The 26,724-nt window shown below is 64.4% G+C and carries 23 protein-coding genes and 1 tRNA gene; 9 read left to right on the top strand and 15 right to left on the bottom strand.

Annotation, left to right across the window (positions count from 1 at the left end; genetic code table 11):
* Positions 1-19 precede the first annotated feature (19 nt).
* Complete coding sequence (locus ACGYK4_RS13015) at positions 20-3,226, bottom strand: 4Fe-4S dicluster domain-containing protein (RefSeq protein ID WP_394456898.1); 3,207 nt, start codon at positions 3,224-3,226, stop codon at positions 20-22.
* 123 nt (positions 3,227-3,349) lie between these two features.
* Here ACGYK4_RS13015 and ACGYK4_RS13010 point away from each other — a divergent pair, with 123 nt between their 5' ends.
* From ACGYK4_RS13010 to ACGYK4_RS12990, 5 genes are all read left to right on the top strand, one after another.
* Positions 3,350-4,369 (top strand): ABC transporter substrate-binding protein, encoded by a 1,020-nt coding sequence (locus ACGYK4_RS13010; RefSeq protein ID WP_271689056.1) that lies wholly within the window; start codon positions 3,350-3,352, stop codon positions 4,367-4,369.
* Positions 4,370-4,542: 173 nt separating this feature from the next.
* The gene (locus tag ACGYK4_RS13005; protein ID WP_394456896.1) at positions 4,543-5,802 is read left to right on the top strand and encodes a cation:proton antiporter; all 1,260 of its coding nucleotides are present in this window, start codon (positions 4,543-4,545) and stop codon (positions 5,800-5,802) included.
* Positions 5,803-5,883: 81 nt separating this feature from the next.
* A complete protein-coding gene (locus ACGYK4_RS13000) occupies positions 5,884-6,651 on the top strand; it encodes an ABC transporter ATP-binding protein (RefSeq protein ID WP_394412292.1) in 768 nt (255 codons plus the stop codon).
* The gene (locus tag ACGYK4_RS12995) at positions 6,644-7,450 is read left to right on the top strand and encodes an ABC transporter permease (protein ID WP_394456894.1); all 807 of its coding nucleotides are present in this window, start codon (positions 6,644-6,646) and stop codon (positions 7,448-7,450) included. The genes ACGYK4_RS13000 and ACGYK4_RS12995 overlap by 8 nt, the downstream gene beginning before the upstream one ends.
* A 273-nt stretch (positions 7,451-7,723) precedes the next feature.
* On the top strand, positions 7,724-8,638 hold the full coding sequence (locus tag ACGYK4_RS12990; RefSeq protein ID WP_394456892.1) for a D-amino acid aminotransferase: 915 nt from the start codon (positions 7,724-7,726) through the stop codon (positions 8,636-8,638).
* A gap of 42 nt (positions 8,639-8,680) precedes the next feature.
* Here ACGYK4_RS12990 and ACGYK4_RS12985 read toward each other — a convergent pair whose 3' ends face one another.
* The 8 genes from ACGYK4_RS12985 to ACGYK4_RS12950 all read right to left on the bottom strand — a co-directional run bounded on the left by ACGYK4_RS12985 (position 8,681) and on the right by ACGYK4_RS12950 (position 14,669).
* Positions 8,681-10,090, bottom strand: a complete 1,410-nt coding sequence (locus tag ACGYK4_RS12985) for a PepSY-associated TM helix domain-containing protein (RefSeq protein WP_394456891.1) — start codon at positions 10,088-10,090, stop codon at positions 8,681-8,683.
* A gap of 40 nt (positions 10,091-10,130) precedes the next feature.
* Positions 10,131-10,490, bottom strand: a complete 360-nt coding sequence (locus ACGYK4_RS12980) for a hypothetical protein (protein ID WP_168612334.1) — start codon at positions 10,488-10,490, stop codon at positions 10,131-10,133.
* 33 nt (positions 10,491-10,523) lie between these two features.
* Entirely contained in the window at positions 10,524-11,015 is a 492-nt protein-coding gene (locus tag ACGYK4_RS12975) for a copper chaperone PCu(A)C (protein WP_394418995.1), read from the bottom strand.
* A 42-nt stretch (positions 11,016-11,057) separates the two neighbouring features.
* The gene (locus ACGYK4_RS12970; RefSeq protein ID WP_394456889.1) at positions 11,058-11,429 is read right to left on the bottom strand and encodes a polyketide synthase; all 372 of its coding nucleotides are present in this window, start codon (positions 11,427-11,429) and stop codon (positions 11,058-11,060) included.
* A gap of 105 nt (positions 11,430-11,534) precedes the next feature.
* Positions 11,535-11,609, bottom strand: a tRNA-Gln gene (locus ACGYK4_RS12965).
* Positions 11,610-11,671: 62 nt separating this feature from the next.
* Positions 11,672-13,015: a mechanosensitive ion channel domain-containing protein gene (locus ACGYK4_RS12960; protein WP_394456887.1), complete on the bottom strand. Its 1,344-nt coding sequence runs from the start codon at positions 13,013-13,015 to the stop codon at positions 11,672-11,674.
* A 71-nt stretch (positions 13,016-13,086) separates the two neighbouring features.
* Positions 13,087-14,079, bottom strand: a complete 993-nt coding sequence (locus ACGYK4_RS12955) for an NADPH:quinone reductase (protein ID WP_394456886.1) — start codon at positions 14,077-14,079, stop codon at positions 13,087-13,089.
* Between the two features lie 80 nt (positions 14,080-14,159).
* Positions 14,160-14,669 carry an SH3 domain-containing protein gene (locus tag ACGYK4_RS12950; RefSeq protein WP_394456884.1) on the bottom strand — a complete coding sequence of 170 codons (510 nt, stop codon included), beginning with the start codon at positions 14,667-14,669 and terminating at the stop codon, positions 14,160-14,162.
* Between the two features lie 155 nt (positions 14,670-14,824).
* On the opposite strand from ACGYK4_RS12950, the gene ACGYK4_RS12945 reads away from it, so the two are divergent.
* The 4 genes from ACGYK4_RS12945 (at position 14,825) to ACGYK4_RS12930 (ending at position 20,836) form a co-directional block, all read left to right on the top strand.
* Positions 14,825-15,811, top strand: coding sequence for a D-glycerate dehydrogenase (locus ACGYK4_RS12945; protein ID WP_067262987.1), 987 nt, complete (start codon positions 14,825-14,827; stop codon positions 15,809-15,811).
* Between the two features lie 100 nt (positions 15,812-15,911).
* Entirely contained in the window at positions 15,912-17,315 is a 1,404-nt protein-coding gene (locus ACGYK4_RS12940) for an FAD-binding oxidoreductase (protein WP_394456882.1), read from the top strand.
* Positions 17,316-17,600: 285 nt separating this feature from the next.
* The gene (locus ACGYK4_RS12935; RefSeq protein WP_394433253.1) at positions 17,601-20,093 is read left to right on the top strand and encodes an FAD-dependent oxidoreductase; all 2,493 of its coding nucleotides are present in this window, start codon (positions 17,601-17,603) and stop codon (positions 20,091-20,093) included.
* A complete protein-coding gene (locus tag ACGYK4_RS12930) occupies positions 20,090-20,836 on the top strand; it encodes a hypothetical protein (protein WP_394456880.1) in 747 nt (248 codons plus the stop codon). Before ACGYK4_RS12935 ends, ACGYK4_RS12930 begins: the two co-directional genes overlap by 4 nt.
* Before the next feature lie 188 nt (positions 20,837-21,024).
* Here the strand turns inward: ACGYK4_RS12930 and ACGYK4_RS12925 are convergent, their stop codons facing one another.
* The 6 genes from ACGYK4_RS12925 to ACGYK4_RS12900 form a co-directional block, all read right to left on the bottom strand.
* On the bottom strand, positions 21,025-21,813 hold the full coding sequence (locus ACGYK4_RS12925; protein ID WP_394433257.1) for a GH25 family lysozyme: 789 nt from the start codon (positions 21,811-21,813) through the stop codon (positions 21,025-21,027).
* A complete protein-coding gene (locus ACGYK4_RS12920; protein WP_394456879.1) occupies positions 21,810-22,463 on the bottom strand; it encodes a DUF938 domain-containing protein in 654 nt (217 codons plus the stop codon). Before ACGYK4_RS12920 ends, ACGYK4_RS12925 begins: the two co-directional genes overlap by 4 nt.
* On the bottom strand, positions 22,460-23,398 hold the full coding sequence (locus tag ACGYK4_RS12915) for an aldo/keto reductase (protein ID WP_394456877.1): 939 nt from the start codon (positions 23,396-23,398) through the stop codon (positions 22,460-22,462). The genes ACGYK4_RS12920 and ACGYK4_RS12915 overlap by 4 nt, the downstream gene beginning before the upstream one ends.
* A 160-nt stretch (positions 23,399-23,558) precedes the next feature.
* Positions 23,559-24,632, bottom strand: coding sequence for a BMP family ABC transporter substrate-binding protein (locus ACGYK4_RS12910; protein WP_271689091.1), 1,074 nt, complete (start codon positions 24,630-24,632; stop codon positions 23,559-23,561).
* A gap of 71 nt (positions 24,633-24,703) precedes the next feature.
* On the bottom strand, positions 24,704-25,624 hold the full coding sequence (locus ACGYK4_RS12905; RefSeq protein ID WP_067935773.1) for an ABC transporter permease: 921 nt from the start codon (positions 25,622-25,624) through the stop codon (positions 24,704-24,706).
* A complete protein-coding gene (locus ACGYK4_RS12900; RefSeq protein WP_209217190.1) occupies positions 25,624-26,706 on the bottom strand; it encodes an ABC transporter permease in 1,083 nt (360 codons plus the stop codon). The genes ACGYK4_RS12905 and ACGYK4_RS12900 overlap by 1 nt, the downstream gene beginning before the upstream one ends.
* Positions 26,707-26,724 lie beyond the last annotated feature (18 nt).

Here is a 26,724-nt window from a genome sequence, read left to right as displayed (position 1 = left end):
ACCGCTTTTTGCGAAAGGGCTATAGGTCGATCTCCAACACGCCGCCGGGCTGGGCCGCGCGCGACTGGCAAAGGATGATCGCGCCTTCGCGTTGCTTGGCTGAAAGCACGAAGTCGCGGTGTTCGACCTCGCCCCCGCGCAGCCCGCATTTGCAGACGCCGCAGATACCGTCGCTGCATTTAAGGTCCACCGGCACCCCCGCCGCGATCAGCGCGTCGGCGGCGGTTTCCTCGGCACTCACCTCGATCTGGCGGCCCGAAGAGAGCTTTAGCGTGAAGGGGTGGTTCACATAGTCCGGCACCTCGGGGGTTGAGAAATACTCCAGATGCCGCGCGTATTCGGGGATGCCTGCGCCCTCGGCAGCGGCCATGACAGATTGCATATAGGCGTCCGCCCCGCAGGTGTAGATATGGGCGCCTTCGGGGGCGCGGGCCATGATGGCGGGCAGGTCGGCGCGGGTGTCCTCGGCGCTGATGTGCAGATGCACACGGTCGGCCCAAGCGGCCTGAGCGAGCTCCCCGGCAAAGGCTGCGGCCTCGCGGGTGGAGGCGGAGTAATGCAGGTCGAAAGGCCGCCCGAGCGCATGCAGCCGGTGGGCGAAGGCGATCATTGGCGTGATGCCGATGCCGCCGCCCATTAGCAGGCTGTGCGACGCGCCTTCGAACAGTTCGAAATGGTTCACCGGCTTGCCCACGAAGATGCGCCGCCCTTGGGTAAAGACTCGGTGCAACAGCGCCGAGCCGCCGCGGCCTTCGTCCTCGCGCAGCACCGCGATACGGTAGCGGCTACGGTCTTTGGGGTCGCCCAAGAGCGAATAGGGGCGTAGGTATTCGGGGGCCACCACGAGGTCGAGATGCGCGCCTGCGGTCCATGCGGGTAAATCGTGGCCTTCGGGATGGGCGATGTCGTAGAGCCGGGTGGTGGCGTTCAATTCCTCAACGGCGGTGATGCGCAGGTCGAGCACCGGCGTGTCGCTGCCGACCACGTAAAGATGCAGGTGATCGGTCTCTCCGGCGGCGGTCTTGCGGCGATGTTCGTCGGCGCTGATCAGCGCGGCATGGGCCTTGATCCCGGCTTCGCGGTTCATCGGGTCGGGATAGGGCCAGGGATGCGGGGCCAGCGGGGCGGGGTAGACGGCGAGGGTCTGGTCCTCGAACTTGAGGTCGAGATCGGGTTGCAGATCGCGCGCGTTCACGGGTTGCGCGGGGGTATCGAACTGGCCCGAGGGCTTGCGCTCGATGTCCCACCACCATTTCTTCACCGGGTTCAGACGTCCTTTGCCGACCTTGTCGTCGAGCTTGGCTAAGAGCGGTGCCGCGGCGGGAATGTTCGAGGCGGCCCAGCGGAAGGGCGCCTCGGCAAAGAGCCCTTCGAGGTTCCACGGGCAGGTCTTCATGCAGCGGCCGCACATGGCGCCGCCTTGGTTGGTGATCCGGTAGGTGGCGCATTTCTGACTGTCGGATTTCCAAATCTCGTAGCCGTTGAACACCTTCTTCGGCCCGGCGGTGATCGCGCCCGAGGGGCATTCGCGGGCGCATTTGTTGCAGGTCTCGCAGAACTTTTGCAGGCCGAAGTCGATGGGCTTGTCGTGGGCCACGGGAAGGGTGGTGGTGACCACGCCGGATTTCAGCCGCGGGCCGAGGAAGGGGTTCAGGATCACCTCCCCGATGCGGCTGACCTCGCCCAAGCCCGCAAGCAACAACAGCGGTGGTTGCAGCACATCGCCGTCCATCACCGTATGGGCCTTGGCGGAATGCCCGAGGTTGCGCAGGTGCTGCGCCAGCACGCCGCCCAGCATCGAGAACCGCAGATAGGCGCGCATGGATTGCGACACGGCGATCCAGTCGTCGCCCGAAGAGCCTTCCATCGTGTCATACCCCTGGTCGATGATCAGGCTCAGCGCTTGGTCATGCGGCGGGGTGATCGGGGTGCCGGTGGCATCGTGGCTGTACCACGTCCACTCCGGGCAGGCCGAGAGGCCCGCGGCATCGGCGCCCAGAAAATAGCTCGCTGCCTTGAGGTTCGCCGCATTGCGGGCGGCATCCCCGGCCTCGGGGGCGTCTTCGTTCACCGGCCCGTCCTGCAACAGGATCAGCGCGCCCAGCAGGCGGCGCTGTGCGGCGGAGGGGGCGGATTTGATCACGTGATGCCCGCCCTTCATGGCGTTTTGCACCTTCGGCCCCATGTCGCCGAACTGCCCGCGTGCGAAGAGGTCTCCACGCTTCGGCACGCGCGGCACATTGGGGGCGTCGATGTAGGTGGTGGGTTCCGCCACCCGCTTCAACGTCTCGAAGGGATGCGGGCCCATGGCATAATCACGCCGCGCGTAAGGGTCGACGTCGCGCGCGCTGATCCCGCCGTGGATGCCAAGCTGCCAATGTGGGCCTTTCAGCACCGACCACGGCTGTTCGGCCAAGGGGCAAAGCGGCATGTCAGGGGCGAGTGTCATGTCGGTCGTGACCACGGCCAGCCCGAAACGCGGGCCGATCCATGGCGCTTGCAGCCTGCCGCCCTCCACCACCGCGAGCCCCGCGGCCACGGCCAGCTGGCCGAGGTTTACATCAGAGGTGGTGGCCGAATGCACCTTGGCCGCGAAGCCCAACTGGCGGATGTATTCGGCGAGCACGGTGGCGTTCTCGGTGCCGCGCAGGCAGGCGCGCTCGGCTTGCGCGTCCATGATCCAGTCGCTGCCCGGCTCGCCCCCGCGCGGGTCGCGGGGGTAGGCGGTGAGGATCACCAGCGCATGACTGTGGCCGTCGATCGGGGTTTCTGGCGCATCCACGGCGTCGCGCAGGTTGGCCATGATTACATCGACGCCCGCGGCCAGCGTCTTGGTCTGGCGGCTGCGCAGACCTTCGGCCAATTGCGCGGTGCCTTGGCTGCGGCGCGGGTAGGGTAGCCCTGCCGCGCGCGGCAGGGCGCAGGCGCCTATCATCGAGGCATCGTTGTAATAGCCAAAGGATTTGAGGTGGTTGGCCCGTTCCTGCGGGCTGTCGGGGATCACCGCGCCCGCCCTGTTGACCGGCCCGTCGCGCAGCACGTCCATCATCGCCTGAAAGGGGGCCATGGCGTTGCAGATGCTCTGCGGCGTCTCGGGCCGCTCGAACCGCAGTTCCGGCTCGGGCGTCTTGGGCAGCCGGTCATGCGGTGCCTGCAACCGGCGCAGCCGTTCCAGCGGAAAGGGGCCGAGGTGCATGGGGCGGGTCTTGGACGAAAAGAGCTTCATGGACAAATCGATGCCATGCTTTGGGGTGATATGCTAGTCTTGGTTGTATCGGTAAACACCGCTCTCGCTTGACTTTTTGCGCAGCCGCCGACCATGCTGCGGCGAAATTGGAGGAGTAAGATCATGACCTTGTTCACCCGCCGTCAGGCCATCGCAACTTTGGGCGCCGCAACGGCTGTGGGGCTGGCGGCACCGGCACTGGCGCAGAACCGCAAGATCACCCTGGGCGCGCTGCGTTTCACCAGCCACGCGGGCAGCTTCGTCGGCTTTGAACGGGACTATTTCAAAGAGGCCGGTCTGGATGTCGAACTGCGCTTTTTCGAGGCCGCGCAGCCGATGGCTGTGGCGATTGCCAGCGGCGATGTGGACTATGCGATCACCGCGATTTCCGGCGGGCTGGTGTCGCTGGCGCAAAAGGGCGCGGTCAAGGTGATCGGCGGCGGCCTGCAAGAAGAGCAGGGCATTGACGGGCAGAAGTTCCTCGTCTCTGACGCGGCCTATCAGGCGGGCATCACCGCGCCGGGCATGTTGGACGGCAAGAGCTTTGGCATGACGCAGGCGGGGTCGTCCTTCCACTATATGGGCTCCAAAATGGCCGCGGCTGAGGGGATCGACCTCAAGTTCAAGCCGCTGCAAAAGGTCGGCGCGGTGATCGGCGCGCTGAAGTCGGGCCAGATCGACGCATGGTCGATCGTGCCGCATATCGCCAAGCCGCTGGCCGGGTCGGGTGCCGTGCATATCATCGGCGATGTGGCGACCTATCTGCCGGATTATCAGGTGACCACGGTCTTCACCTCGACCAAAAACGCCACGGATGAGCAGGAGATGACCAAGAATTTCCTCGCCGGTTATTCCAAAGGTGTCGCCGATTACAACGCGGCGATGATCGCCAAGGAAGGCGGCGATGCGGGCGTGGATGAGATGGTCGATCTGATCCATAAATATGTCTACACCGACCGTCCGCGCGACAAGGCAGCGCCCTCGATCATCAATGGCACCATGCGTCTGAACGAAGGGGCCAAGCTGAACGTCGCCTCCGTGCGTGACCAGCTCGAATGGTTCCAGTCCGAAGGTCTGGTCGATGCCGACATCACTTTGGAGACGCTGATCGACACCTCTTATGTCGAGACCGCGGGCAGCTAAACGCCCGACCTTTTGAAGGCTACACTGCTCAAGGCGCGCTCCCCACGGGCGCGCCTTTTGCTTTCGGGCTTGCAAGGGGATTTCCGCCCCGCATGACTGGCAATGCCGCCGCGCCAAGATACCTATGATGCTGAGATGGGGCCAAGCCCCTGAGCAGAAAACGGGAATCGGCAGTGAGCGACGGCAGTTTTTTCGCCCTGAACGGCTATCATTTCGCATTAGGGGCCGTGGGGGCGGTGGTCATCCTTGCCCATTGGCTGCCCCGTTTCTTCAGTCGGCGAGAGCCTGCGGCCTCGGGGCTGTTGATCCTTTTGGGCATGGGGGTCTTCGCCCTTGTCCCCGGCATGCCGACATTCCCCGACCCGCGCACCATGCCCTTCCCTTGGGAGGTCGTGTCGGAGCTTTGCGTGATCGTCGCGCTTTTCGCGACGGGGCTGCGGATAGACCGGCTTTCGGATTGGTCCCGCTGGGGGCCGACGGCGCGGTTGCTGGCGCTGACCATGCCGCTGACGATCCTGTCGGTCGCGCTGATGGGCTGGGCCTTTGCGGGGATGACTGCGGCGGGCGCGATCCTCTTGGGGGCGGTGATGGCGCCCACTGATCCGGTTCTGGCCGCCGATGTTCAGGTCGGCCCGCCGCATGAGGGCGGCGAGCATCCGGTGCGGTTCGCGCTGACCACCGAGGCGGCACTCAATGACGGCTTGGCCTTTCCTTTCGTTTACCTCGGCATTCTGGTCGCCGCCGAGGGGTTGGCCCCGGCGTCTTGGGGCGTGGAATGGCTGGCGCGGGACGTCTTTTGGCGCATCGCCGTGGGGGCCGCCATGGGGGCTGCGGGGGGCTGGGCCTTGGGGCAGGTTCTCTTCGCGGTGCCGCGCAATGCAGTACTGGCCGAAACCTCCTCGGGCGTGGTGGCCTTGGCGGGGGTGCTGTTGTGCTATGGCACCACCGAATTGGCCGAGGGCTATGGCTTTATCGCCGTGGCAATGGCCGGTCTGGTGATCCGGCGGGTCGAGGCGGATCACGCATTCCACCGCCGTTTGCATGACTTCACCACCGCTGTCGAACACGCGCTGACGGCGCTTTTGCTGGTGGCGATCGGCGCGGTGCTGCCTGCATTGCTGAGCGATCTGACCCTTGCAGGCGCGGTGATCGTGCTGGCGCTGATCTTTGTCGTGCGCCCCTTGGCTGGGTGGCTGTCGCTTATGGGCACGCCGCTTGAGACGCGCCCCCGCTGGGTTATCGCGCTCTATGGGATACGGGGGATCGGGTCGATCTATTACCTTGCCTATGCGGCGGGGAAGGTTGAGTTTCTGGACGAGGAGCCGCTTTGGGCGATGGTGGGTTTTGCCATCCTTCTGTCGACCTTGGTGCATGGGTTCACCGCCGGGATCGCGGTGGACGGGCTGCGCGGCAAGGGGGAGCCGCCCTCCTAACCGACCCCGCGGTGCAAGGCGGTCGCGCCCTCTTGCGGATCGCACATTGCGCGCGGGGCGTTTTTGCTGAAAAAGGGCGGCATGGACCTCAAGCTTTCCTCCGTCAGCCATTATTATGGCGATACCCAAGTGTTGCGTGACATCACGCTCGACATTCCCTCCGGCCAGATCGTCTGCATCGTTGGCCCGTCGGGTTGTGGCAAATCCACTCTGCTGCGGATGCTGGGCGGGTTGGAGCGCCCCAGCGAAGGTCGGGTGCTGCAAATGGGCGATGCGCCGGAGGGCTGTCTGAACCCGCTGACCTATATTTTTCAGGACTTCGCCCTGCTGCCTTGGCGCAGCGTGCGCGGCAATGTGGCGCTGGTGCTGGAGGGGCATGGGCTGGGCAAGGCGCGGCGCGAGGCGATCATCGCCGATGTCTTGGCGCGCACGAAGCTCACCGATTTCGCCGATGCGCTGCCCAAGCAGTTGTCGGGCGGGATGAAGCAGCGCGTGGCGATTGCCCGGGCGCTGGCGGTGAACCCCGCCGTGATGCTGATGGACGAGCCGCTGAGCGCGCTCGACAGCCAGACCCGCGAATTGTTGATGGACGACCTTGTGGCGCTTTGGACGCGGCAGCCTTTCACGGCGGTCTATGTGACACACAACCTCGCCGAGGCGGTGCGGCTGGGGCATAAGATCGTCGTCCTGTCGCGCCGTCCGGGTGAGCTGCGTGAGGTGGTGGAGTTGGACATGCCACTGGCCGAGCGGCGCCACGGCGACCCGGCATTGGAGGCGCAGCAGCAGCACCTTTGGGGCTTGATGCGTGATGAGGCCGCGGCGGCGGATGCGGAGTTGATCGATGGCTGAAATGACGGATGTGAACGCCCGCGAGGTCACCTTTCGCGGCGGCGGCTTCCAGCCCGGCACGCGGCGCGGCGTGGGGCTTGCGGTTTTCGTGGTGCTGATCCTGCTGGCGGAATGGGGCACGCGCAGCGGCTTCCTCTCACCCCTGACCCTGCCGCGGCCCAGCGATGTCTTGCTGACCTTTCAAGAGCTTTACCAGTCGGGGATGCTGTTCAAACACCTCGGCCCCTCGCTGACCCGTTTGGCGGTCGGCGCGCTGATTGGTGCCTCATTGGGCATCGGCATTGGCGTGTTGATCGGGTTGTTCTCTTTGGTCCGCGCCGGGTTGGTGCCGCTGGTGGCCGCGATTTTTCCGATCCCCAAGATCGCGCTGTTGCCGCTTTTCGTCATCTGGTTCGGCATTGATGAGGCCAGCAAATACGCGTTGATCGCCTTTGGCACCTTCACGCCCACGGTGGTGGCGACCTATGCGGCGGTGGACAATGTGGACCGGGTGCTGATCCGCATGGGGCAGAGTTTCGGCCTCGGCTGGTGGTCGATCGTGTCCAAGATCGTGGTGCCCGGTGCGATGCCGGGGATCCTTTCGGGACTGCGGATTTCATTGACGATTGCGATTATTCTGCTGGTGGCGGCAGAGATGCTGGGCGCGGAATATGGGATCGGGGCGTATATCCTGCAGGCCGGGAGCTTGTATGATCTGGAGCGGCTGTTTGCGGGCGTGGTGATCCTTTCGTTGCTGGGCGTGGCGGTGTCGTCGGCCGTGGCCTTTGTGGAGCGGCGCGTGTTGCGCTGGCGGGTCTAAGGTTTTTGGGGGGAGGGTCAGCGCCTGCCCGCGGGTCGGCGACCCAACGGTACCTCCTGCCACTTTATGGTTCAGCCATGGTGTGCGTCCGATAGGTCACGCCCAGCCTCACCAAATCGCCTACCCGTCCGGGCGGGCAGGCGATGGCCCGGCGCCTGCGGCTTGATTCCGGGCCGGGGTGGTAACCTCAAGCAATCAGTTCTGGGCCGGGGTGGAAAGAGCGCATCATTTGCGTATCAATAGCGCCAACCGCCCTCACCAACGGACTCCACCATGACCGAACACACCACCACCCACGCCGCCGACGAAGACGCCCGCAACCGCGACATCAAGATCTACGTCAATGGCGACATCCTGCACCGCGACGAAGCCAAAGTCTCGGTCTATGACGCGGGCTTCATGCTGGGCGATGGCATCTGGGAAGGCATGCGCCTCTATAACGGCACATGGGCGTTCTTCGATGAGCATATGGACCGCTTCTTCAACTCCTGCAAAGCGATCTCGCTCGATGTGGGGATGGACAAGGCCGGCATCGCCGACGCCCTGCGCCGCACGGCCGAGGCGAACGACATGCACGATGACGTGCACTGCCGCCTGATGCTGACCCGCGGGATCAAGGACAAACCCTTCCAGCACCCGTCGCTCAGCACCACGGGGCCGACGCTGGTGATCATCATGGAGCATTCCAAACCGGTGGACCGGCTGCAATCCAAGGGCATCCGTCTGGCCTCGGTCCCGCAGGTGCGCGGGCTGCCGCACAGCCAAGACCCGAAGCTCAACAGCCACTCCAAGCTCAACTGCATCATCGCCTGCCTTCAGGCCGAGGAAGCGGGCGCGGATGAGGCGCTGATGCTTGACCCGCAGGGTTTTGTGAACACCACCAACGCCTGCAACTTCTTCATCGTGCGCCGGGGTGAGGTTTGGACCTCGACCGGGGATTACTGCATGAACGGGGTGACGCGGCAGAAGGTGATTGACCTGTGCCATGAAAACGGCATCCCGATGAAGGAAAAGAACTTCTCGCTCTACGAGGCTTACGGCGCGGATGAGGCTTTCCTCACCGGCACATTTGGCGCGCAGACCCCGGTGGCCGAGATTGACGGCAAACCTATCGGCACGGGCGAGCGGCCTGTCACCAAACGCATCCAAGCGCTGTACAAAGAGCTGATCAAACAACACACGGCCTGAAGGCCGATGGGTGCCCGCCCCCGCGAAGGGGCGGGCGGCATCTTAGGAGACCATGCGCTTGAGCGCCGGCACGCGGCGCAGCAGGAGCCAATCCAGCAGACCTACGACCAGCAGGGTGACCCCCGCCATCGGAAAGGCCAGCGCCACGGCCAGACCGACCACAACCGCGCCTTTCCACAGCGTCATATTGCGCGGCGCGGGTGGGGCAGAGAGCCAACCGGCAGGATTTGCCGGGCGGCGTTTCCACCACATCACCACGCCCGAGACGCAGAGAAAGATCACCGACAGACAAAACAGCGTATTGGCCAAAACGCTCGGCCAGCCCAGGGTGCCCATATGCAGCGCGATGCCCACGGCCATCGCCTTGCCGGCCAGCGAATAATCCTCATAGCGCACATCGGCGAGGATCTTGCCCGTGTGCCGGTCGATATGCACCGTCCGGTCACTGGTGGGGTCTTCGGCATCGGTGTTCATCGAATCCCGGCTCAAGGTCCAGACACCGTCCTCGCCTCGGGGCAGGTTCATCTGATAGCGCGCGTCAAAGCCGATCTGCCGGGCCAGCGCGTCGATGGTGTCAAGTGTGGCAGGCGTGCCTTCGGCCAGTCCCGCCACTCCGGCATCGCTGCCCGAGGCGGGCATCGGGGTCTGCTCCAGCGCCCAAGGCACCTCCTTAGGCCCGTGGTTCATGCTGGCGTGGATGTCATCCGACAGCGGGGCCTCCCATTTCTCTGCCGGGAACTGGCTCCATGCCTGCACCATCTTTTCACCCCAGATACCGGCCCAAGAGAGGCCTGAGATCAGGAAGAAAAACAGCACCACCGACACCCAAAGCCCGATCGCCCCGTGCAGAGATTTCCACAAGGCGCGCCCACGGCCCAATCGCGGAAGCAGCGCCGCCCGCCAACCGGTGCCACGCGGCCACCAGAGGTAGAGCCCCGTGGCGATCAGCACCATGCCGAGCGAGGCCGCGATCTCGATCATGCGGTCGCCGGTCACGCCTAATAGCAGGCTGCCGTGGATGTTGTCGGCCATGTCGTACCAGCCGCTGCGGCGTGGGAAGCTGGCGAGCACTTCGGCGGTATAGGGATCGACGGCGACCATGGTCGCTACGTCATGCGCGTCCACCCGAAAGATCGCGGCCAGATCATCGGCGCGGGGGGCGACATATTGCACAAGGGTGCCGCCTTCGATGCTGGCCTGCGCGGCGGCGGCCTGATCAGAGAGGGCAAGGGGCGCGACTTGGGGCGTGACGGCAATCCGCTCTCCGTCCCGCCCCCCGATGAAGGCGATCCAGAGCATCACAAGCCCCGTTAGGGCGAGCATGATGAAAAAGGGGATGACATAGACCCCGGCATAGAAATGCCAGCGCCAAGCGGCGCGGTAAAAGCTGTTCGCACGTTGCGTATTGTCGTTTTGCAGGGCTGCCGCGCCTGCAGGATCGATGGAAACCATGTGTTTGGTCCTCTGACTGAATTGATATGTGGTTTGGAGGTCAGAGAACCCGTGGCGGCGCCCTTGCGCGTTTGACAGAGGCGCGGCGCGGTTTGGGCTGTGTGGCAGGGGCAGGAGGCAGCGGTGGCGCCGGGTGAAAGGTGACGGCCAAGGGTTGCACCGCCAGCCCCCTGCGTAGGGCCGCGAGGGAGTGCTGGTTCCAGTCGCAGGGCTTGTGCTCGGGCTGCACCGGTTCGCCGTCCGGCCCGATGGTCACCGTCTCCACCCCGTAGCCCGTGCACAGCACCATGGTCAGCGCGCCCTGTTGGCGCTCTGGCATGGTTCCGGGCGCGAGCGCCGAGAACGCCCCAAACAACAACACCACCGCCCAGAGGCAGAGGTGTTGAAGCGGGCCGGTCAACGCCTTGCGGCGCATCCTGCGATGGGCTGGGGCTTAGTGTTTATGCTCGTGCGAGGAGTGATCCATTCCGCCTGCGTCATGCCCGCGGCGGCTTTCGACATTGAACGTCACATCCAAGGTTCCGGCCTTTTCAAAGGTCAGGGTGGCAGGAATTTTCTCGCCTTCCTCAAAAGGGTCACCGTCGAGGCCCATGAACATCACATGCAGCCCCCCGGGTTTGAGGGTGACAGTTTCGCCCGCGGGCAGGTCGATGCCGTCCACATGGGACATGCGCGCGACGCCCATGTCATCGGTGGTCGTCTCATGGAGAGAGACTTCGTCAAAGCCCTCGGCGCTGATGCTGACAAGACGGTCGGCAGTGTCGCCGCCATTGGTGATCGTCAGATAGCCGCCGCCCACGCGGGCGGTTTTCGGGGTCTCATAGGCCATCGGGTGATCGACGGTCAAAGCGCCCGCGGTGTACTCATGCGCGGCGGCGGGCAGGGCGAGGAGGGCAGCCAAGGCTGCGGTATAGAGAGATTTCATTGTCATGTTCCATTGTCTGAGATGTGCAAGAAAGGTGGTGGCTCAGACGAAAGGAGGCCCCCGGACAGGCGGTGGCGCCCCGGCGGGGCTGCGTGGTGCGCCCAAGGCGCGGGTCAGGCGGGGCGTGGCAAAGTGCAGCGCCGCGCGCGGCAGCAAGACATCCGCCGGGCTGGGCAAGATCAGCGCGTTGACGATGCGGCAGGCTTCGCAATCCAATGCCGCATGGTTCTGCCCTTCGACCGGCCCATCGCAAAGGTCGTTCAACGTGCCGCCCGCTTGGATAAAGGCGATGAACGCCGGATCCTGCTGCACCTGCGCGGTCGCCCGATGGGCGAAAGGCAAGCTGGCAAGGGCCAGCAGCAGCAAGAGGGTCAGGCTGACCCGAAGCGAGGATATGCGCGAAACGGCGGACATGCGCCCTGATACCCCGGCTGTCGCGGCAAGGCTATAGGGCGCTTTGATCTGCGACGCGATGTCGTAGGCCAGGCGCCGTGCGGGGGGGCTATCGGGGGAGAGTGTTGGCTGGGATGGTAGGATTCGAACCTACGGTACACTGTACCAAAAACAGTTGCCTTACCACTTGGCTACATCCCAACACAGGGCGCTAATTAGAGTTCTCTGGCCCCGGGTGCAAGACCCGTTTTAAAGAAATTGGCCTATTCTTCGGCTGCATCAACAGAGAGCAGGTCTTTGCTGGGCAATTCGGCACGTTCCTGCGCGACGATGCGGGTCAATTCCCGCTCGGTTTGGGGCTCGACGGGCTGAACAGCGGCGGGATTCGTGGGCGCGGCTGCCGTTTGCGGCGAATCGATGGGCGCTTCAGGGGGCGATTCGCTTTGAGAGAGCAGCTGATAGGCCGGTGGCCCTGCGGTGAGGCCCGCCGTGTCGAAGGCCGAGAGGGTCAGGCGAATCGCTTCGCTGCGGGCGGCGACCAGATCGGTGCTTTCTTGATTGATCCAACCGGCGAATTGCATGTTGATCCAGTGATCGGCGACCTCGTCCACCCAAGCGGCTGCTTCGGGGCTGGACAGAACGAAGGGCAAACCGTTCAGCACCTCCAGCGCCAAATCACGGGCGCGGGCCAGATCGGCGTCGCTGGCGACCGAGAGGGTAAAGGTGAACCGCCGTTCGGCGTTGCGTGAATAGTTGGTGATCCGGCTTTTAAAGACGGTGGCATTGGGGATGCGCAGGTGATTGCCGTCAAAGGTCAGCAGGATCGTGGCGCGGCTCGTCAGGCGGATCACCTTGCCGGTGTCGCCGTCGATCTCAACCGTGTCGTTGGGGCGAAAGGGCTGGCGGATCGACAGCATGATTGAGGCGATGAAATTCTCGACCGTGTCGCGCACCGCGAAACCGATGGCGAGGCCGACGATCCCCGCCGCGCCAAGGATGCCCGACAGCAGCGCCGTGGCGCCGAGGATATCCAGCGCCACCACCAGTGCTGCGATGACAAAGGCCAGCCGGATGATCTGGCGGTAGATATCCGCGATGAAAGCGTTGGGGGCGAGCCGATCCCACGGGTTGCGCAGCCGCGCCAGCGCCAGCCCGGCGACGACGATCAGGCCAAAGACGCCAAGCGCCACTAAGGCCAGCGGCAGGAAGGCCAGGGCCTGCGCCATCCGGTCCCGAAAGCGCTCTACGGCGGGGTTGAGCCGCTCGGCCACATCGGTGCTTTCGCGCACCTCGTTGCGGATCGCCACCACCCCTTCGACACGGCCCGCCAAATCGTTCAGCCGCGCGGCGCTGGCGGTGTCGAGCGTGGTACCGGTCAACGTGACGATGCCGGAGGCGACAGAGACGCGGACCTTCTCGAACCCCTCAAGCTCGCGCAGGATGGCGCGGATGCGTTTGGCGATGGCGGCGTCCGCCGTGGCATCGCCTTCGACGGCGATGGTGCCCTCGGGCTGGTCGCTGGTCTGCGCAAAGGCCGGGGTGAGGGGCAGCGCGTAGCTCAGCAGCAGGCAGAGGAACAGGCGGGGCAGGGCGGCGGTGAAGCGCATGGGGGGGACTCCGTTAGCGGGATGGGCCACCGCCCCGGGCGACGGGGGCGGCAGCTTGGCCAATTAGCGCGTTACCCCTGACAATCGAGCAGCACCGCCCCGCTGCGCTGTCCGGCCTCGACCAACTCATGGGCGCGGGCGGCCTCAGAAAGCGGCAGGACCGTGTCGACGGGGCAGCGCAGGGCGCCGTCCTCCAGCGCGTGGTGCAACCGGTTGATTGCCTGTTCGCGCGGACCTGCGGGCAGCAGGTAGATCAGGATGATGTCGATCGTGACCGCCTTGAACAGCAGCGGATAGAAGGGCAGCACCGGCGACATTTCCGCCGCCGAGCCATAGGCGGCGATGCGGCCATTGGGCGCGATGACCTCGGTGTCGGTGGTGATGTTCAGGCCGAACTCCGTCTCGACGATGGTGTCGACCGGCTTGCCGCCATTGGCATCGAGCACGGCGGCGGCGAGATCGGGGTCGGCGTAGTTGAACACGGCATCGGAGCCTGCATCGCGCAGCAGATCGTTGTCGCGGGGGCTACAGGTGGCGATCACCTTGGCCCCGCCCCATTTCGCCAGTTGCACGGCAAGATAGCCCACCGTGCCTGCCCCGCCTTGGATCAGCACCGTTTCCCCGGCCACCCCGCCGCCGCCAAAGACGGCGTGGCAGGCGGTCAGCCCCGGAATGCCAAGCTGCGCGCCGACCTCGGACGAGACGCCATCGGGCAGGGGCACGGCTTGATGGGCGGGCAGGGTGATCTGCTGCGCCGCCGTGCCAAAGCCGCGTTGCCACTGGCCGTTCCAGATCCAGACCTTCTGGCCCACGCGGCTCGCATCAACGCCCGCGCCCACGGCGACGATCTCTCCCGCACCGTCGCTATGGGGGATGACCTGCGGGAAGGGCGGTTTGCTGACGCCGGGGCGGGTGCCCGCGCGGGCCTTAACGTCCGATGGGTTCACGCCCGAATGGCTGAGCGCGACGCAGACCTCTCCGGCTTGCGGGGCGGGGCTGTCGACCTGCGACAGGCGCAGCACGTCGGCGGCGGCTCCGAATTGGTCATAGGTGATGGCTTGCATGGCGCCCTCTCCGGCTTGAATTTTGCGGGCAGAGTGGCGCATGCGCCGGGATCATGCAATTGCGGCGGCGAGGCCGGGCGTTACTCGCGCAGTTCCTTGGGGCCGACGCCCCAGAGCCGCACCTTGGGCGCCCAGCCTGTAAAACCGCCCGAGCGCAGCTCGCACCATTCCAGCGTGCATTCGCCCAGACGGGCCACCACGCCGAGTTCCAACCGTGCCACCACGGCGGCTTTGGGGTCGGGATTGATGCGCAGTTGCAGCATGTCCTGTTCGACCAGCACCGTGCGGGTGCCGGACAAAAGCGAGTAGTGGACCCAGCCGCCCATACCGTCGCGGTCTTCGACCCGGCGCCAGTGGCCATGTTCGGCGGTGATCCTCAGTGGCAGGTCGCGGCGTTTGTAGACCCAGTCGATCCGGTGCGATAGCGACGGGCCGCGGCGCACATTGCCTTCGGAGGCTTTCATCGAAACGAAGCGGGGCAGGGGCAGGTTCGTGACCTGACCACGCGCCTCTTCTGCAAGGCCGGGGGTCGGCTGTGCCAAAAGCAGCGCGCCCACCATCAGGGCGCTGCGAAAGAAAGCGGTTATCATGGAATTGCCTGCTATGGGGTTCACTGCTGTGGGTCGGTGCTGTGCAAATCTGCGGGTTATTGTTGCTCTTTTTCCGGCGCGAGTTCTTGTGCCTCGTCGCCGCATGAGACACCATGCCCGCGAAACGAGGCGACGCCAAGACCGGGAGAGCAGGCATGTCAAAGAAGCGGTTGAGTGTTGTAGTGACGCGACGGTTGCCAGAGGCCGTGGAAACACGGCTGTCAGAGCTGTTTGACGTGACCCTGCGCGAAGATGATAGGCCGATGACCCGCGAGGAATTGGGCGCGGCGATGCGTCAGGCCGATGTGCTGGTGCCCACCATCACCGATGAGATCGACGCGCCGCTAATCACCCAAGCGGGCGAGCGGCTCAAGCTGATCGCCAATTACGGGGCCGGGGTCGATCACATTGATGTGGCCACGGCGCGCCAGCGCGGCGTGCTGGTGTCGAACACCCCCGGCGTGCTGACCGACGATACTGCCGATATGACCATGGCGCTGATCCTTGCCGTGACCCGCCGCATGCCCGAGGGCATGGCGGTGATGCAATCGGGCAATTGGGACGGTTGGGCGCCCACGGCACTCTTGGGGGGCCGCGTTGGCGGGCGCCGTCTGGGCATTCTGGGCATGGGCCGGATCGGTCAGGCCGTGGCGCGCCGGGCGCGGGCCTTTGGCATGCAGGTGCATTACCACAACCGCAAACGCCTGCGCGAAGAGATCGAGGGCGAGCTAGAGGCCACCTATTGGGAGAGCCTTGATCAGATGGTCAGCCGGATGGACGTGATCAGCATCAACTGCCCCCATACCCCCAGCACCTTCCATCTGATGAACGCCCGCCGCTTGGGTCTGATGAAGCCCGACGCGGTGATCGTGAACACCTCCCGCGGGGAGGTGATCGACGAGAACGCGCTGACGCGGATGCTGCGATCTGGCGATATCAAGGGCGCGGGGCTGGACGTCTATGAACATGGTCGCGAGATCAATCCGCGCCTGCGCGAGCTAAAGAACGTCGTGCTGCTGCCGCATATGGGCTCTGCCACATTGGAAGGGCGGATCGAGATGGGCGAGAAAGTCCTGATCAACATCAAGACCTTCGACGACGGCCACCGCCCGCCGGATCAGGTCGTGCCCTCCATGCTCTGACCCACGGACGGCTGCGGCAACGCGGACCTTTTGTGTGATTAATTTACAAAGATGCCGCCGCAAGGTTTTGCGGCGTGAGGATGCTATTGGGAGATAGAACGTGACGAAAATCGCAGATTTGCCGCGAAATGAGGTGGGGATCGCCGCCGCGCTGGATGAGTTGCAACAAGCCTTCGGGGACAATCTGCTGACCGGCCAAGCCATTCGCGAACAGCATGGCCACACCACCACATGGATCGACACGCAGGCGCCTGATGCGGTCGTCATGGCGCGCTCGACCGAAGAGGTGGCGCGGGCGGTGCGTATCTGCGCCGCCCATCGGGTGCCTGTGATCCCCTTCGGCACGGGCACCTCTCTCGAAGGGCATGTGAACGCCCCGGCGGGCGGGATTTGCATCGATGTCATGCAGATGGACCGCGTGCTTGAGGTCAATGCGGGCGATTTGGATTGCCGGGTGCAGCCTGGCGTGACCCGCGAAGCGCTCAACACCCATCTGCGCGATCAGGGGCTGTTCTTTCCGATCGACCCCGGCGCCAATGCGTCGCTCGGGGGGATGACCGCGACGCGGGCCAGCGGCACCAATGCGGTGCGCTATGGAACGATGAAGGACAACGTTCTGAGCCTTGAGGTGGTTCTGGCTGATGGCCGGGTGATCCGCACCGGCGGGCGGGCGCGGAAATCTTCGGCGGGCTACGATCTGACGCGGCTTTTCGTGGGCTCGGAAGGGACGCTTGGGATCATCACCGAGATCACCCTGCGCCTGCAAGGCATCCCCGAGGCGATGTCCTCGGCCCGCTGTTCCTTTCCGACGGTACAGGCCGCCTGCGAGACCGTGATGGCGGTTATCCAATACGGCCTACCCGTGGCGCGGATCGAGCTTTTGGACGCCAATGTGGTCAAGGCCGTGAACGCCTATTCCAAGCTGACCCTGCCCGAAACGCCGCTTTTGCTGCTGGAATTCCACGGCTCCGAGGCGGGCGTGGTGGAACAGGCCGAGACCTTTGGCATGCTCTCGGAAGAATTCGGCGGCAGCGGCTATGCCGCGACGACGACCCCCGAAGAACGCAGCAAGCTATGGCAGGCCCGCCATGACGGCTATTGGGCGGTGCTGGCGCTGAGACCGGGCTGCAAGGCGGTGGCCACAGATGTCTGCGTGCCGATCTCGCGCCTCGCCGATGCCGTGGTGGCAGCCCAAGCGCGGGCAGAAGAGTTGCAATTGATCGCCCCCATCGTGGGCCATGCAGGGGACGGGAATTTCCATGCGTCCTTGTTGATCGACATGGACGACCCCGAAGAAGTCGCGCGCGGCGAGGCCTTCGTCAGCTGGTTGGCGGAACTGGCGATTTCGATGGACGGGACCTGCACCGGCGAACATGGGATCGGGCAGGGCAAGCGGCCCTATCTGCGCAAGGAATTGGGGGCCGCGGTGGATGTGATGGCGACCCTAAAGGCGGCGCTGGATCCGCAGAATATTTTGAACCCGGGGAAGATTTTGCCGGGGTGAGATTGGGTGCTTTGCCCTGATGTTGTGCGGCGGGAGGGGTCGTGCAGGGTATTTGGGAAAGGATGAAGGTGGAGGGGCGGTGTGGTCTGCCTTGATGTAGTGCGGCAGGAGAGGTGGTGCAGGGTATTTGAGAAAGGATGAAGGTGAGAGGGCGCGCTGGGGCTGAGGTGGCGCTTTGGGTGAGCGGGTGAGGTCGGTTTTTGACGATGTTGGGTCGGCTGCTGCCTGCGGGGCGTGGTGCTGCTGCGTACAACGGGAGTGGGCCTAGCGCAGGGGGATTGGCAGATGAAAACGCAAGTCAAAGCATTGGTTGTCGGGGGCGGCGCGGTTGGCACGTCGATCGCCTATCATCTGGCGAAGGCCGGTTGGGATGATGTGATGCTCTTGGAGCGGGACGAGTTGACCTCTGGCTCGACTTGGCATGCGGCGGGGCTTTTGCCCTTGTTCAACATGTCTTATGCGACGACCCATATTCATCAGTATTCGGTCGAGTTTTATAAGACGCTGGAGGCGGAGACGGGGCTGAACGCGGGCTTTGCCGTGGTGGGCAATCTGCGTATGGCCCAGACGGATGCGCGGATGGATGAGTATATGCTCTATGCTTCCACCGCCGAGACCTGCGGCGTGCCCTATCAATGGTTAACCCCCGATGAGATTAAGGCAAAGTGGCCGCTGATCGAGACATCGGATTTGAAGGGGGCGCTTTATCACCAGACCGATGGCTATATTAACCCCGCCGATGTGACCATGGCGATGGCCAAGGGGGCGCGGCAGCGTGGTGTGGCGATCGAGCGCAAGTGGCAGGCGGATGGGTTCCATTGGAATGGAACGCATTGGGAGGTGGCCTGCACCAAAATGGTCGAGAAGGGCGGCAACCTTGTGCCGTCGGAGGAGCAGATCGTCATCACGGCGGAGCATGTGGTGACTGCGAGCGGCAACCATGCGCAGCGCACGGCGCGGATGCTGGGCATCAAGATGCCAGCGATTCCCGTGGAGCATCAGTTCATCGTCATGGACCGCGATCCGGCCTTGGTCGATTACCGGGCGGCGGGCAACGGGGAGCATCCGGTGATCCGCGATGCCGATGCGCAGAGCTATGTGCGCGAAGAGCGTGGTGGCTGGATTCTTGGGGTCTATGAGAAGGGCGCGCCGGCGCGGTTTGAATATGGGGTGCCTGACAGTTTCCGGGCCGATCTGTTTCAGCTCGATCTTGAGCGGATCGAAGAGCAATATATGGCGATGAACCACCGCATCCCCTCGGCCGAGGATTGCGGGCTGAAAGATGATTTCAACGGGCCGATTTGCTATACGCCCGATGGCAACCCCTTGGTGGGGCCAGCGCCGGGGCTGCGCAATATGTGGCTGGCGGAAGGGTTTTCCTTCGGGATCACGGCGGCGGGCGGCACCGGCTATTATCTGGCGCAGATGATGGTGGAGGGCGAGGCCGAGATCGATATGGCGAGCCTCGATCCCAAACGCTACGGCGATTGGATGACCACGGAATATGCCGCGCGCAAGAATGAGGAAGCCTACGATCACGTGTATATTCTGCACCATCCTGATGAGGAGCGGCCCGCGTGCCGTCCGCTGCGCACCTCGCCCGCCTATGACCGGCAGGCGGCGCGGGGGGCGCAATTCGGGCAGGTGAATGGTTGGGAACGGCCGAATTATTTCGCGCCGGAGGGATTTAGCGATCACGACAGCCGCTCGTTCCGGCGCGGAGGCTGGTGGCCATATGCCGTAGAGGAAGCGCGGGCGATCCGTGAGGGTGTGGGTCTGATTGATGCCACGGCCTTTACCAAACATCTGGTCCGCGGGCCGGGGGCAACGGCGTTTCTGGATTGGTTCACCTGCAACAAGCTGCCTTCGGTGGGGCGTATCAACCTGACCTATGCCTTGACCGGGGCGGGGACAACGCGGACGGAATATACCATCGTGCGTTTGGCGCAGGACGAATATTACCTCGTCTCGGCGGGGGCATGGACGGCCTATGACAGCGATTATCTGCGCAAGGCGATTGCCGATAAGATGCCTGAGGTCGGCTACGTGGAATGTCATGACGTGACCACGCAGTGGGGTGTTTTCGCGATTGCCGGGCCGAAGTCGCGGGATGTTTTGGGTGCCTTGGTGCGGGATGCGGCGCCGGAGACGGTGTTGGGCAACAAGCGGTTCCCGTGGCTCACCATGCGCGACATCGAGTTGGGCATGGTGCCGGTCCGCGCGATCCGGGTGGCCTATACCGGGGAGCTCGGCTGGGAGTTGCATCACCCGATCGAGATGCAGAACCATCTGTTCGACCAGTTGGAGAAGGCTGGCAAGCCGCATGGGATGAAGCTGGTCGGCGCGCGGGCGCAGAACTGGCTGAGGCAGGAGAAGAGCTATCGCGCCTTTGGGCATGAGTTGGGCCGGGATGCGACGCCTATGGAAGCGGATTTGCCGCGCTTCGTGGACCTGAACAAAGAGTTTCACGGGAAGCAGGCGATGGTCGATCACGGCATCCGCGCGAAATGCGTGACCGTGCTGATCGACGGGCCGGAGGATGCCGATCCTTGGGGCCGTGAGGTGCTTTACAATGGCGAGACCCGAACCGGGCGGCTGACCTCGGGGGGCTATTCCGTGGCCTTCGGCAAGAGCATCGGCATGGGCTATGTCAAACCCGAGGATGCGGTGGTAGGCACGAGGCTGAAGGTAAAGATGCTTGATCAACTGTGGGAGGCCGAGGTGGTCGAAGACAGCCCCTATGATCCGAAGAACCAGCGCATCCGGGTGGACGGTTGATCCGGCGCGGGCTGCTTGCACTTTTCTGCGTATTGGCGCTGACGGCGGCGCTGCTGCGCGACAATCCCGTGGTCAGCGCGGCGCAGGGCTATGCGGCGGATGTGGCGACCACGGCGGCGGCCTCCTATGTCACGCTGCGCACGTTGAATGCTTTTCTTTCGACCGCGCAGGAGATCGAGGTGGGGCTGTCCTTCATCGCCTCCGGCTCGGCGCGGCCACTGAAGGTGTTGGAGCCGATTGACGACACGGTGGAGCGGATCGCGGGGCTGGTTTTCGGTGTCATGGTGGCCACGGGGGTGATCGCCGTGGCCATTGGTCCGTTGAGTGCGATCGGGTTGGGGCTGTTGTCTGTCGCGCTGGCGGTTTGGGCTTTGAGCAAGCGCGGTCATGCCGGGCTGCCCCGGCGGTTGGCGTGGTATGGCGGGTTTCTGGGGTTGGCGCTTCCGCTTGCCTTAGTGGTGTCTGAGCCGCTGGCGGGACAGCTTACCGAAGGGGTCTATTTGCGGAACATGGAGGTGATCGAGGAGATCACCGCCCATGTCGGCGGCAGCGAGGCTTTGGGTGAGGAAGAACCGGGTTTGACGGAGTATCGGCAGCTTGCCAGCAACCTTTGGAGCCGCGCGGATGAGTTGATCGGCGCGCTTTTGGCGGTGCTCGGGGTGCATGTATTTCGGATATTCTTGTTGCCGCTTTTGTTGGTGGGCGGGCTGTTCGTTGTGGCGCGGTATTATGCGCGGGGGTGAAGGGTGGCGTGGCGTCTGGGGTGGACGTTGTGCAGAGGTATTTGAGAAAGGATGAAGCGGGCGGGGTGGCGTTTCTATTGGAGGCGTTTGGTTTGGGGGGGTAACCGATCACGTCGCTTTTGCGGCAGGGTGGCGCAGAGGTATTTGAGAAAGGATGAAGGAGGGGGAGGGGCGCCTTCCCGTTGGTTTTAGGGCAGGGCGCGGGTGGCGACCCAGTTTTGCCAGTCGGCGCGGCTGCCGGAGAAGGCGTTGAGGTCCACGTCGCCGCCGATGCCGGGGACGATGCCCGTGGCGCTGTATTGCCAGAAGCGCCATGTTTGGCCGGGGTAGGCTTCGGCTGGGGTTTTGGCGGTGGTGCGCAGCCAGAAGTCGTATCCCCGGAAGCGGCCAAGGTCGTTCTCACGGTAGAATTTGGGTGTGGTGTAGATGATCGGGCGTTGGCCGTAGTGGGCTTCGACCACGCGCAGCCAGCGGCGCATTTGATCGCGGACGTCGGCGGCGGGCGGGCGGACATGGGCGCAGGTGGGGGAGAAGGGGTTCCATTCCATATCAAGCACCGGGGGCAGCATGCCGCCTGTCTTGGGCACGTTGCGGATGAACCAGCGGGCCTGATCTTCGGGCGGGGTGCAGAAATAGTAGAAATGATAGGCGCCGCGTTTCACGGCGGCTTGGCCCGCGCCTTGCCAGTGGCTGTCGAAGTTGATGTCTTTGAGGTCGCCGCCTTCGGTGGCCTTGATGAAGGCGAAGTTCACGCCCGCGCGTCGGGCGGTGTTCCAGTCGATATCATTTTGGAAACGGGCCACGTCGATGCCGTGCACGGGGTAGGCAGCGGGGGTGCGGCCATTGAAACTCACCGGATCGCTGTCCCCGAAGGCGGCGGGGAAGAGCACGCCGGGCGGGGCCGGGGGCGGGCTGCCGGGGGAGCCGCATGCGGCGAGGGCGAGGAGCAACAGGATCAGGGCGCGGCGGAGGATCATGGGCTGGGCTTTCTGGCGATGAAGGCGAGGTTGTTGGCGGGCATGTCCACTTCGTCGATCGGGCTGAGGGCTGCATCGCTCAGCCAGCGGGCCATCTCGGTATTGTCTTTATAGCCAATCGCGGGGTCGGCGGCGCGCAGTTGTGCGTCAAAGCGGGTATCGCCGGAGGAGGTGGTTTGGCCGTCGCGTTTGAACGGGCCGTAGAGGATCAGCGTGCCGCCGGGGGCGAGGGCTGCGGCGGCCTCATCGATTAGGCACCGGGTGGCGGGGGTCGAAATCAGATGCAGCAGATTGGCCAGCATGATCAGGTCGAAGGGGCCGTGGTCGCCCGCCCAGCCGGGCGCGGTCGCGTCGAGCGGCAGGGCGGGGGCGATATTGGGCAAGGCGGCCTCGGCTGCATAGGCGTTGATGCTGGCGCGGCGGGCGGTGTCGATGTCGCTGGGTTGCCAGCTGAGGCTCGGCAGGCGTTTGGCGAAGCCCACGACATGCTGGCCGGTGCCGCTGGCGATTTCCAGCGCACGGCCCCGGGGCGGGGCGTGGGTGGCCAGCAGGTCGCAAAGCGCGTCGAGATTGCGCGCGGCAGCGGGGGCGAAGAGCCGGTCGCCGCCTGCGTCTTCGGCGACGCTGGCGTTGGGAGGCAGGCGGCTCATGCCTGCTCTTCCAGCCGGTCGGTGGCCGGGGGCGGTGTGGGCGACAGGGCAGAGATGGCGGCGTAGGTTTGCGGTGTCATCACATAGGTTAGCGCGGCCAGCGACGGTTCTAGCTGGGCCAGAGAGCGTGCCGAAATGATCGGTGTTGGCTTCGTAGGATGCGATGCGGCCCATGCGACGGCGAGGGTTGCCGGATGGGTGCCGAGATCGGGCGCGAGGGCAGCCAGTCCGGCAGCGGCGCCGTGCATCACCTCTTGTCCGTAGCGGGCGGCATAGCGGTCATCCTCGCTGAGGCGACCGGTGCCGCCTGTGGCGTATTTCCCGGTCAGCAAGCCGCCGCCCAGCGGTGAGTAGGGGGCGACCAAGATGTCGAGATCGTCGGCCATGGGGAGGATCTCGACCTCGGCCTGACGTTTGACGAGGCTGTACATCGGTTGGATCACCGCGATCTCAAGCCCGAAGTCGGCGGCGATATGGGCGGCTTTGACGACCTGCCATGCGGCGAAGTTCGACAGGCCCACTTGGCGGATATGGCCCTGTTGTTGCAGGTCGGCCAGCGCGGCGAAGCTTTCGGTCAGCGGGGTGTCGGGATCGAAGCGGTGGAGATAGAGCACATCGAGCGTATCAAGCTGCATCCGCTGGCGAGATGTCTCGGCAGAGGCGAGGATATTGGCCCGGCCCGCGCCGCCGGTATAGGCGGCTTTGGTGGCGATGATCAGGCTTTCGCGGCGGTCTTGGACGAACTGGCCCAGAAGGCGCTCTGACGCCCCGTCGGTATAGACATGGGCCGTGTCGAAATGGGTGATCCCGGCCTCGATACAGGCGTCGAACATCGCGCGGGAGGCTGCCGCATCGGCGCGCCCGCCGAACTGCATGGTGCCGAAGGCGAGGCGGCTGGCGGGGGTGCCATCAAGGCTGGTGAGCATCTGTATCATGCCAGATTGGTGGCATGTGCGCTGCCCGCGCGCAATGGGTTTACGCAGGGGCAGGCGGCGGCGCGCTTGGGAACCGCACGCATGGGGCCCCGACCGGGGCGGCGACGAAAAAGGGGCGCGCGGTTGCCCGTGCGCCCCTGTCGTCGGTCAGCAGTGCGGCTTACTCAGGAATGGTGCCTTCGATGCCTTCGACATAGAAGTTCATGCCCGCCAGCGTGCCGTCATCTGCGGTTTCGCCTTCGGCCAGCCATGCGGAACCGTCCTGTTTGTTGATCGGACCGGTGAAGGGGTGGTACTCGCCCGATGCGATTTTCTCTTTCAGTTCCAGCGCTTCGGCTTTCACATCTGCGGGCACGGCGTCGGTGATCTCACCAATGCCGACCATGCCCGGCCCGATGCCGTCCCATGTGTCTTGGCTTTCCCATGTGCCGTCCATCACCGCTTTGACGCGGTCGATGTAATAGGGCGCCCAGTTGTCGATGATCGAGGACACGCGCGGCTTGGGTGCATATTGCGCCATGTCGGAGGCTTGGCCAAAGGTGATCACGTTGCCCGCTTCCTGTGCAGCCGCTTGGGGTGCTGTGGAATCGGTGTGTTGCAGCACCACGTCGGCGCCCTGTTCGATCAGCACCTTGGCGGCGTCGGCTTCCTTGGCCGGGTCAAACCACGTGTAGGCCCAGACGATTTTGAACTGAACGTCGGGGTTTACCTTCTTGGCGTGGATATAGGCGGAGTTGATGCCGCGGATCACTTCCGGGATCGGGAAGGAGCCGATGTAGCCGATGATATTGCTTTCCGTCATGGAGCCCGCGATATGGCCCTGAATGGCGCGGCCTTCGTAGAAACGCGCGGAATAGGTCGAGACGTTGTCGGCGCGTTTGTAGCCGGTGGCGTGCTCGAATTTCACATCGGGGAATTTCTTGGCCACGTTGATGGTGGGGTCCATGTAGCCAAAGGAGGTGGTGAAGATCAGATCGGCACCGTCGAGCGCCATCTGCGTCATCACACGTTCGGAATCGGGGCCCTCGGCGACGCTTTCGACGAAGACGGTTTCGACCTTGTCGCCGAACTCTTCTTCGACGGCCAAACGGCCTTCGTTATGCTCATAGGTCCAGCCGCCGTCGCCCACGGGGCCGACAAAGACAAAGCCGACCTTGGTCTTGTCTTGGGCCACAGCGCCCGAAGCAAGGCCGAGCGCAAGGGCCGCGCTGGTCATAAGGGTGGTTAGTTTCATGAGGTTTCCCCTGTTTGCGTGCCCCTTTGCCGGGGCTTGATGTGCGGGCGATGCCGCGTGACGTGATGCCCCTAGTTCGAGGCGTGGAAAGTACGGCCCAGCGAGGCCGGCGCGGCGCTTTTGTCCGCCGACAGCACCACCAGAACGATGATGGTGATGATATACGGCGACATTGCCAGATACTCTACCGGAATGGCAACGCCCGCGCCTTGCAAGTTCAACTGCAACTGGGTGATGCCGCCGAAAAGATAGGCACCCAAAAGCGCGCGCCATGGCTTCCAAGAGGCGAAGACGACAAGGGCAAGGGCGATCCAGCCGATGCCGGCGGTCATGCCTTCGGTCCATTGCGGCACGCGAATGAGGCTGATGTAAGCCCCGCCCAAGCCCGCGCAGGCGCCGCCAAAGAGGATTGCCGCGGTGCGGATGCGCTTGACCTTGTAGCCGAGCGCATGGGCCGCGTCGTGGCTTTCGCCAACCGCGCGCAGGATCAGGCCCGCGCGGGTGAATTTCAGCACCGCCCAGACGCCGGCGACAAGCGCGATGCCGAGGTAGAGGATGATGTCATGGGTGAAGAGGATCGGCCCAATAACGGGGATATCGGCCAGCGGGCCGAAGTCGATGTCACCCAGACGTGGCGGTTTGATCCCGACGTAGCTCTGCCCGATCAGGGCCGAGAGGCCGAGACCGAAGAGCGTGAGCGACAGGCCCGAGGCCACCTGATTGGCCAGCGCCACTTGGGTCAGGAAGGCGAAGAGCAGGCTGAGCACGGCACCGCCCGCGGCGGCGGCGGCGAAGCCCAAAAGCGGCGATCCGGTCTCGACCGCCGTGGCAAAGCCGCAGATCGCGCCGGTGATCATCATGCCTTCGACGCCAAGGTTCAGCACGCCGGATTTCTCGACCACCAATTCGCCGATGGCGGCAAAGATCAGCGGCGTCGCGGCCACGAGAAAGCCTGCGACGAACAAAAGCGGGTTGATTGCGGAAAGATCCATCAGGCAGCCTCCGCCGCGCCAAAGCGCAGCCGGTAATGAGTGAAAACGTCCAGCGCGAGCAGGAAGAACAGCAGCATGCCTTGGAACACCTGAATGGCGGCGGCGGGCAGGCCGAGGTTGGACTGCGCGATATCCCCGCCGATGTAGGTCAGTGCCATCAGCGCCCCGGCAAGCAGGATGCCAATCGGGTGCAAACGGCCAAGGAAGGCTACGATGATCGCCGTAAAGCCATAGCCCACGTTAAAGTCGATGGTGACCTGCCCTGAGGGGCCAGCGACCTCGAACATGCCCGCAAGACCGGCAAGCAGACCGGAGGTGCCGAGGCAAAACAGCACCAGCCGCGCCGGGTTCACGCCCGAGAAGCGCGCCGCGCGGGGGGCCTCGCCGGTGACGCGGATGGCAAATCCCAGACGGTGCCGTGCCAGCAGGACATAAGCAAAGATCACCGCGATCAGTGCTGCGACCACGCCCCAGTGCATGCCAGAGCCTGCGAAGAGTTCGGCGTTATGGGCAGAAGCGTATTGTTGCAGGTTGCGCGAGCCGGGAAAGCCGTAGCCTTCGGGGTTTTTCAGCAATCCCAGTGACATGGAGGCAAGGAATTGTTCCGCCACATAGACCAGCATCAGCGAGACGAGAATCTCGTTGGTGCCGAAACGCACCTTGAGAAGGGCCGGGATCATCGCCCAGAGCCAACCGCCGAGCGCCCCGGCGAGGACCATCAGCGGAAAGATATACCACGCCTCGAGCGGGTAGAAAGCCAGCCCCACGCCCGCGCCAAAGAGGGCGCCCATGATATACTGCCCCTCGGCCCCGATGTTCCAAATGCCCGCTTTGAACCCAAGGCTGAGGCCGATGGCGATCAGCACCAAGGGCGCGCCTTTGATCAGCAGTTGTGGGCGGTAGTAAAAGGCGTAATCGCCAAACAGGGGCTGCCAAAAGATCGTTTGCAGCGCTTCGATCGGGTCTTTGCCCAAGGCCGCGAACAGCAGCCCGCCAAAGATGAAAGTGGCCAGCACCGCCATGATCGGTGTCGACAGCGAGAGGGCCCGGCTGGGCTGCGGACGCTTTTCAAGGCGGATCACAGATCACCCCCAATGGTC

This window comes from Sulfitobacter sp. 1A13368, from assembly GCF_043557275.1.
GTDB lineage: Bacteria > Pseudomonadota > Alphaproteobacteria > Rhodobacterales > Rhodobacteraceae > Sulfitobacter > Sulfitobacter faviae.
This window is presented reverse-complemented; position numbering and strand designations above follow the sequence as displayed.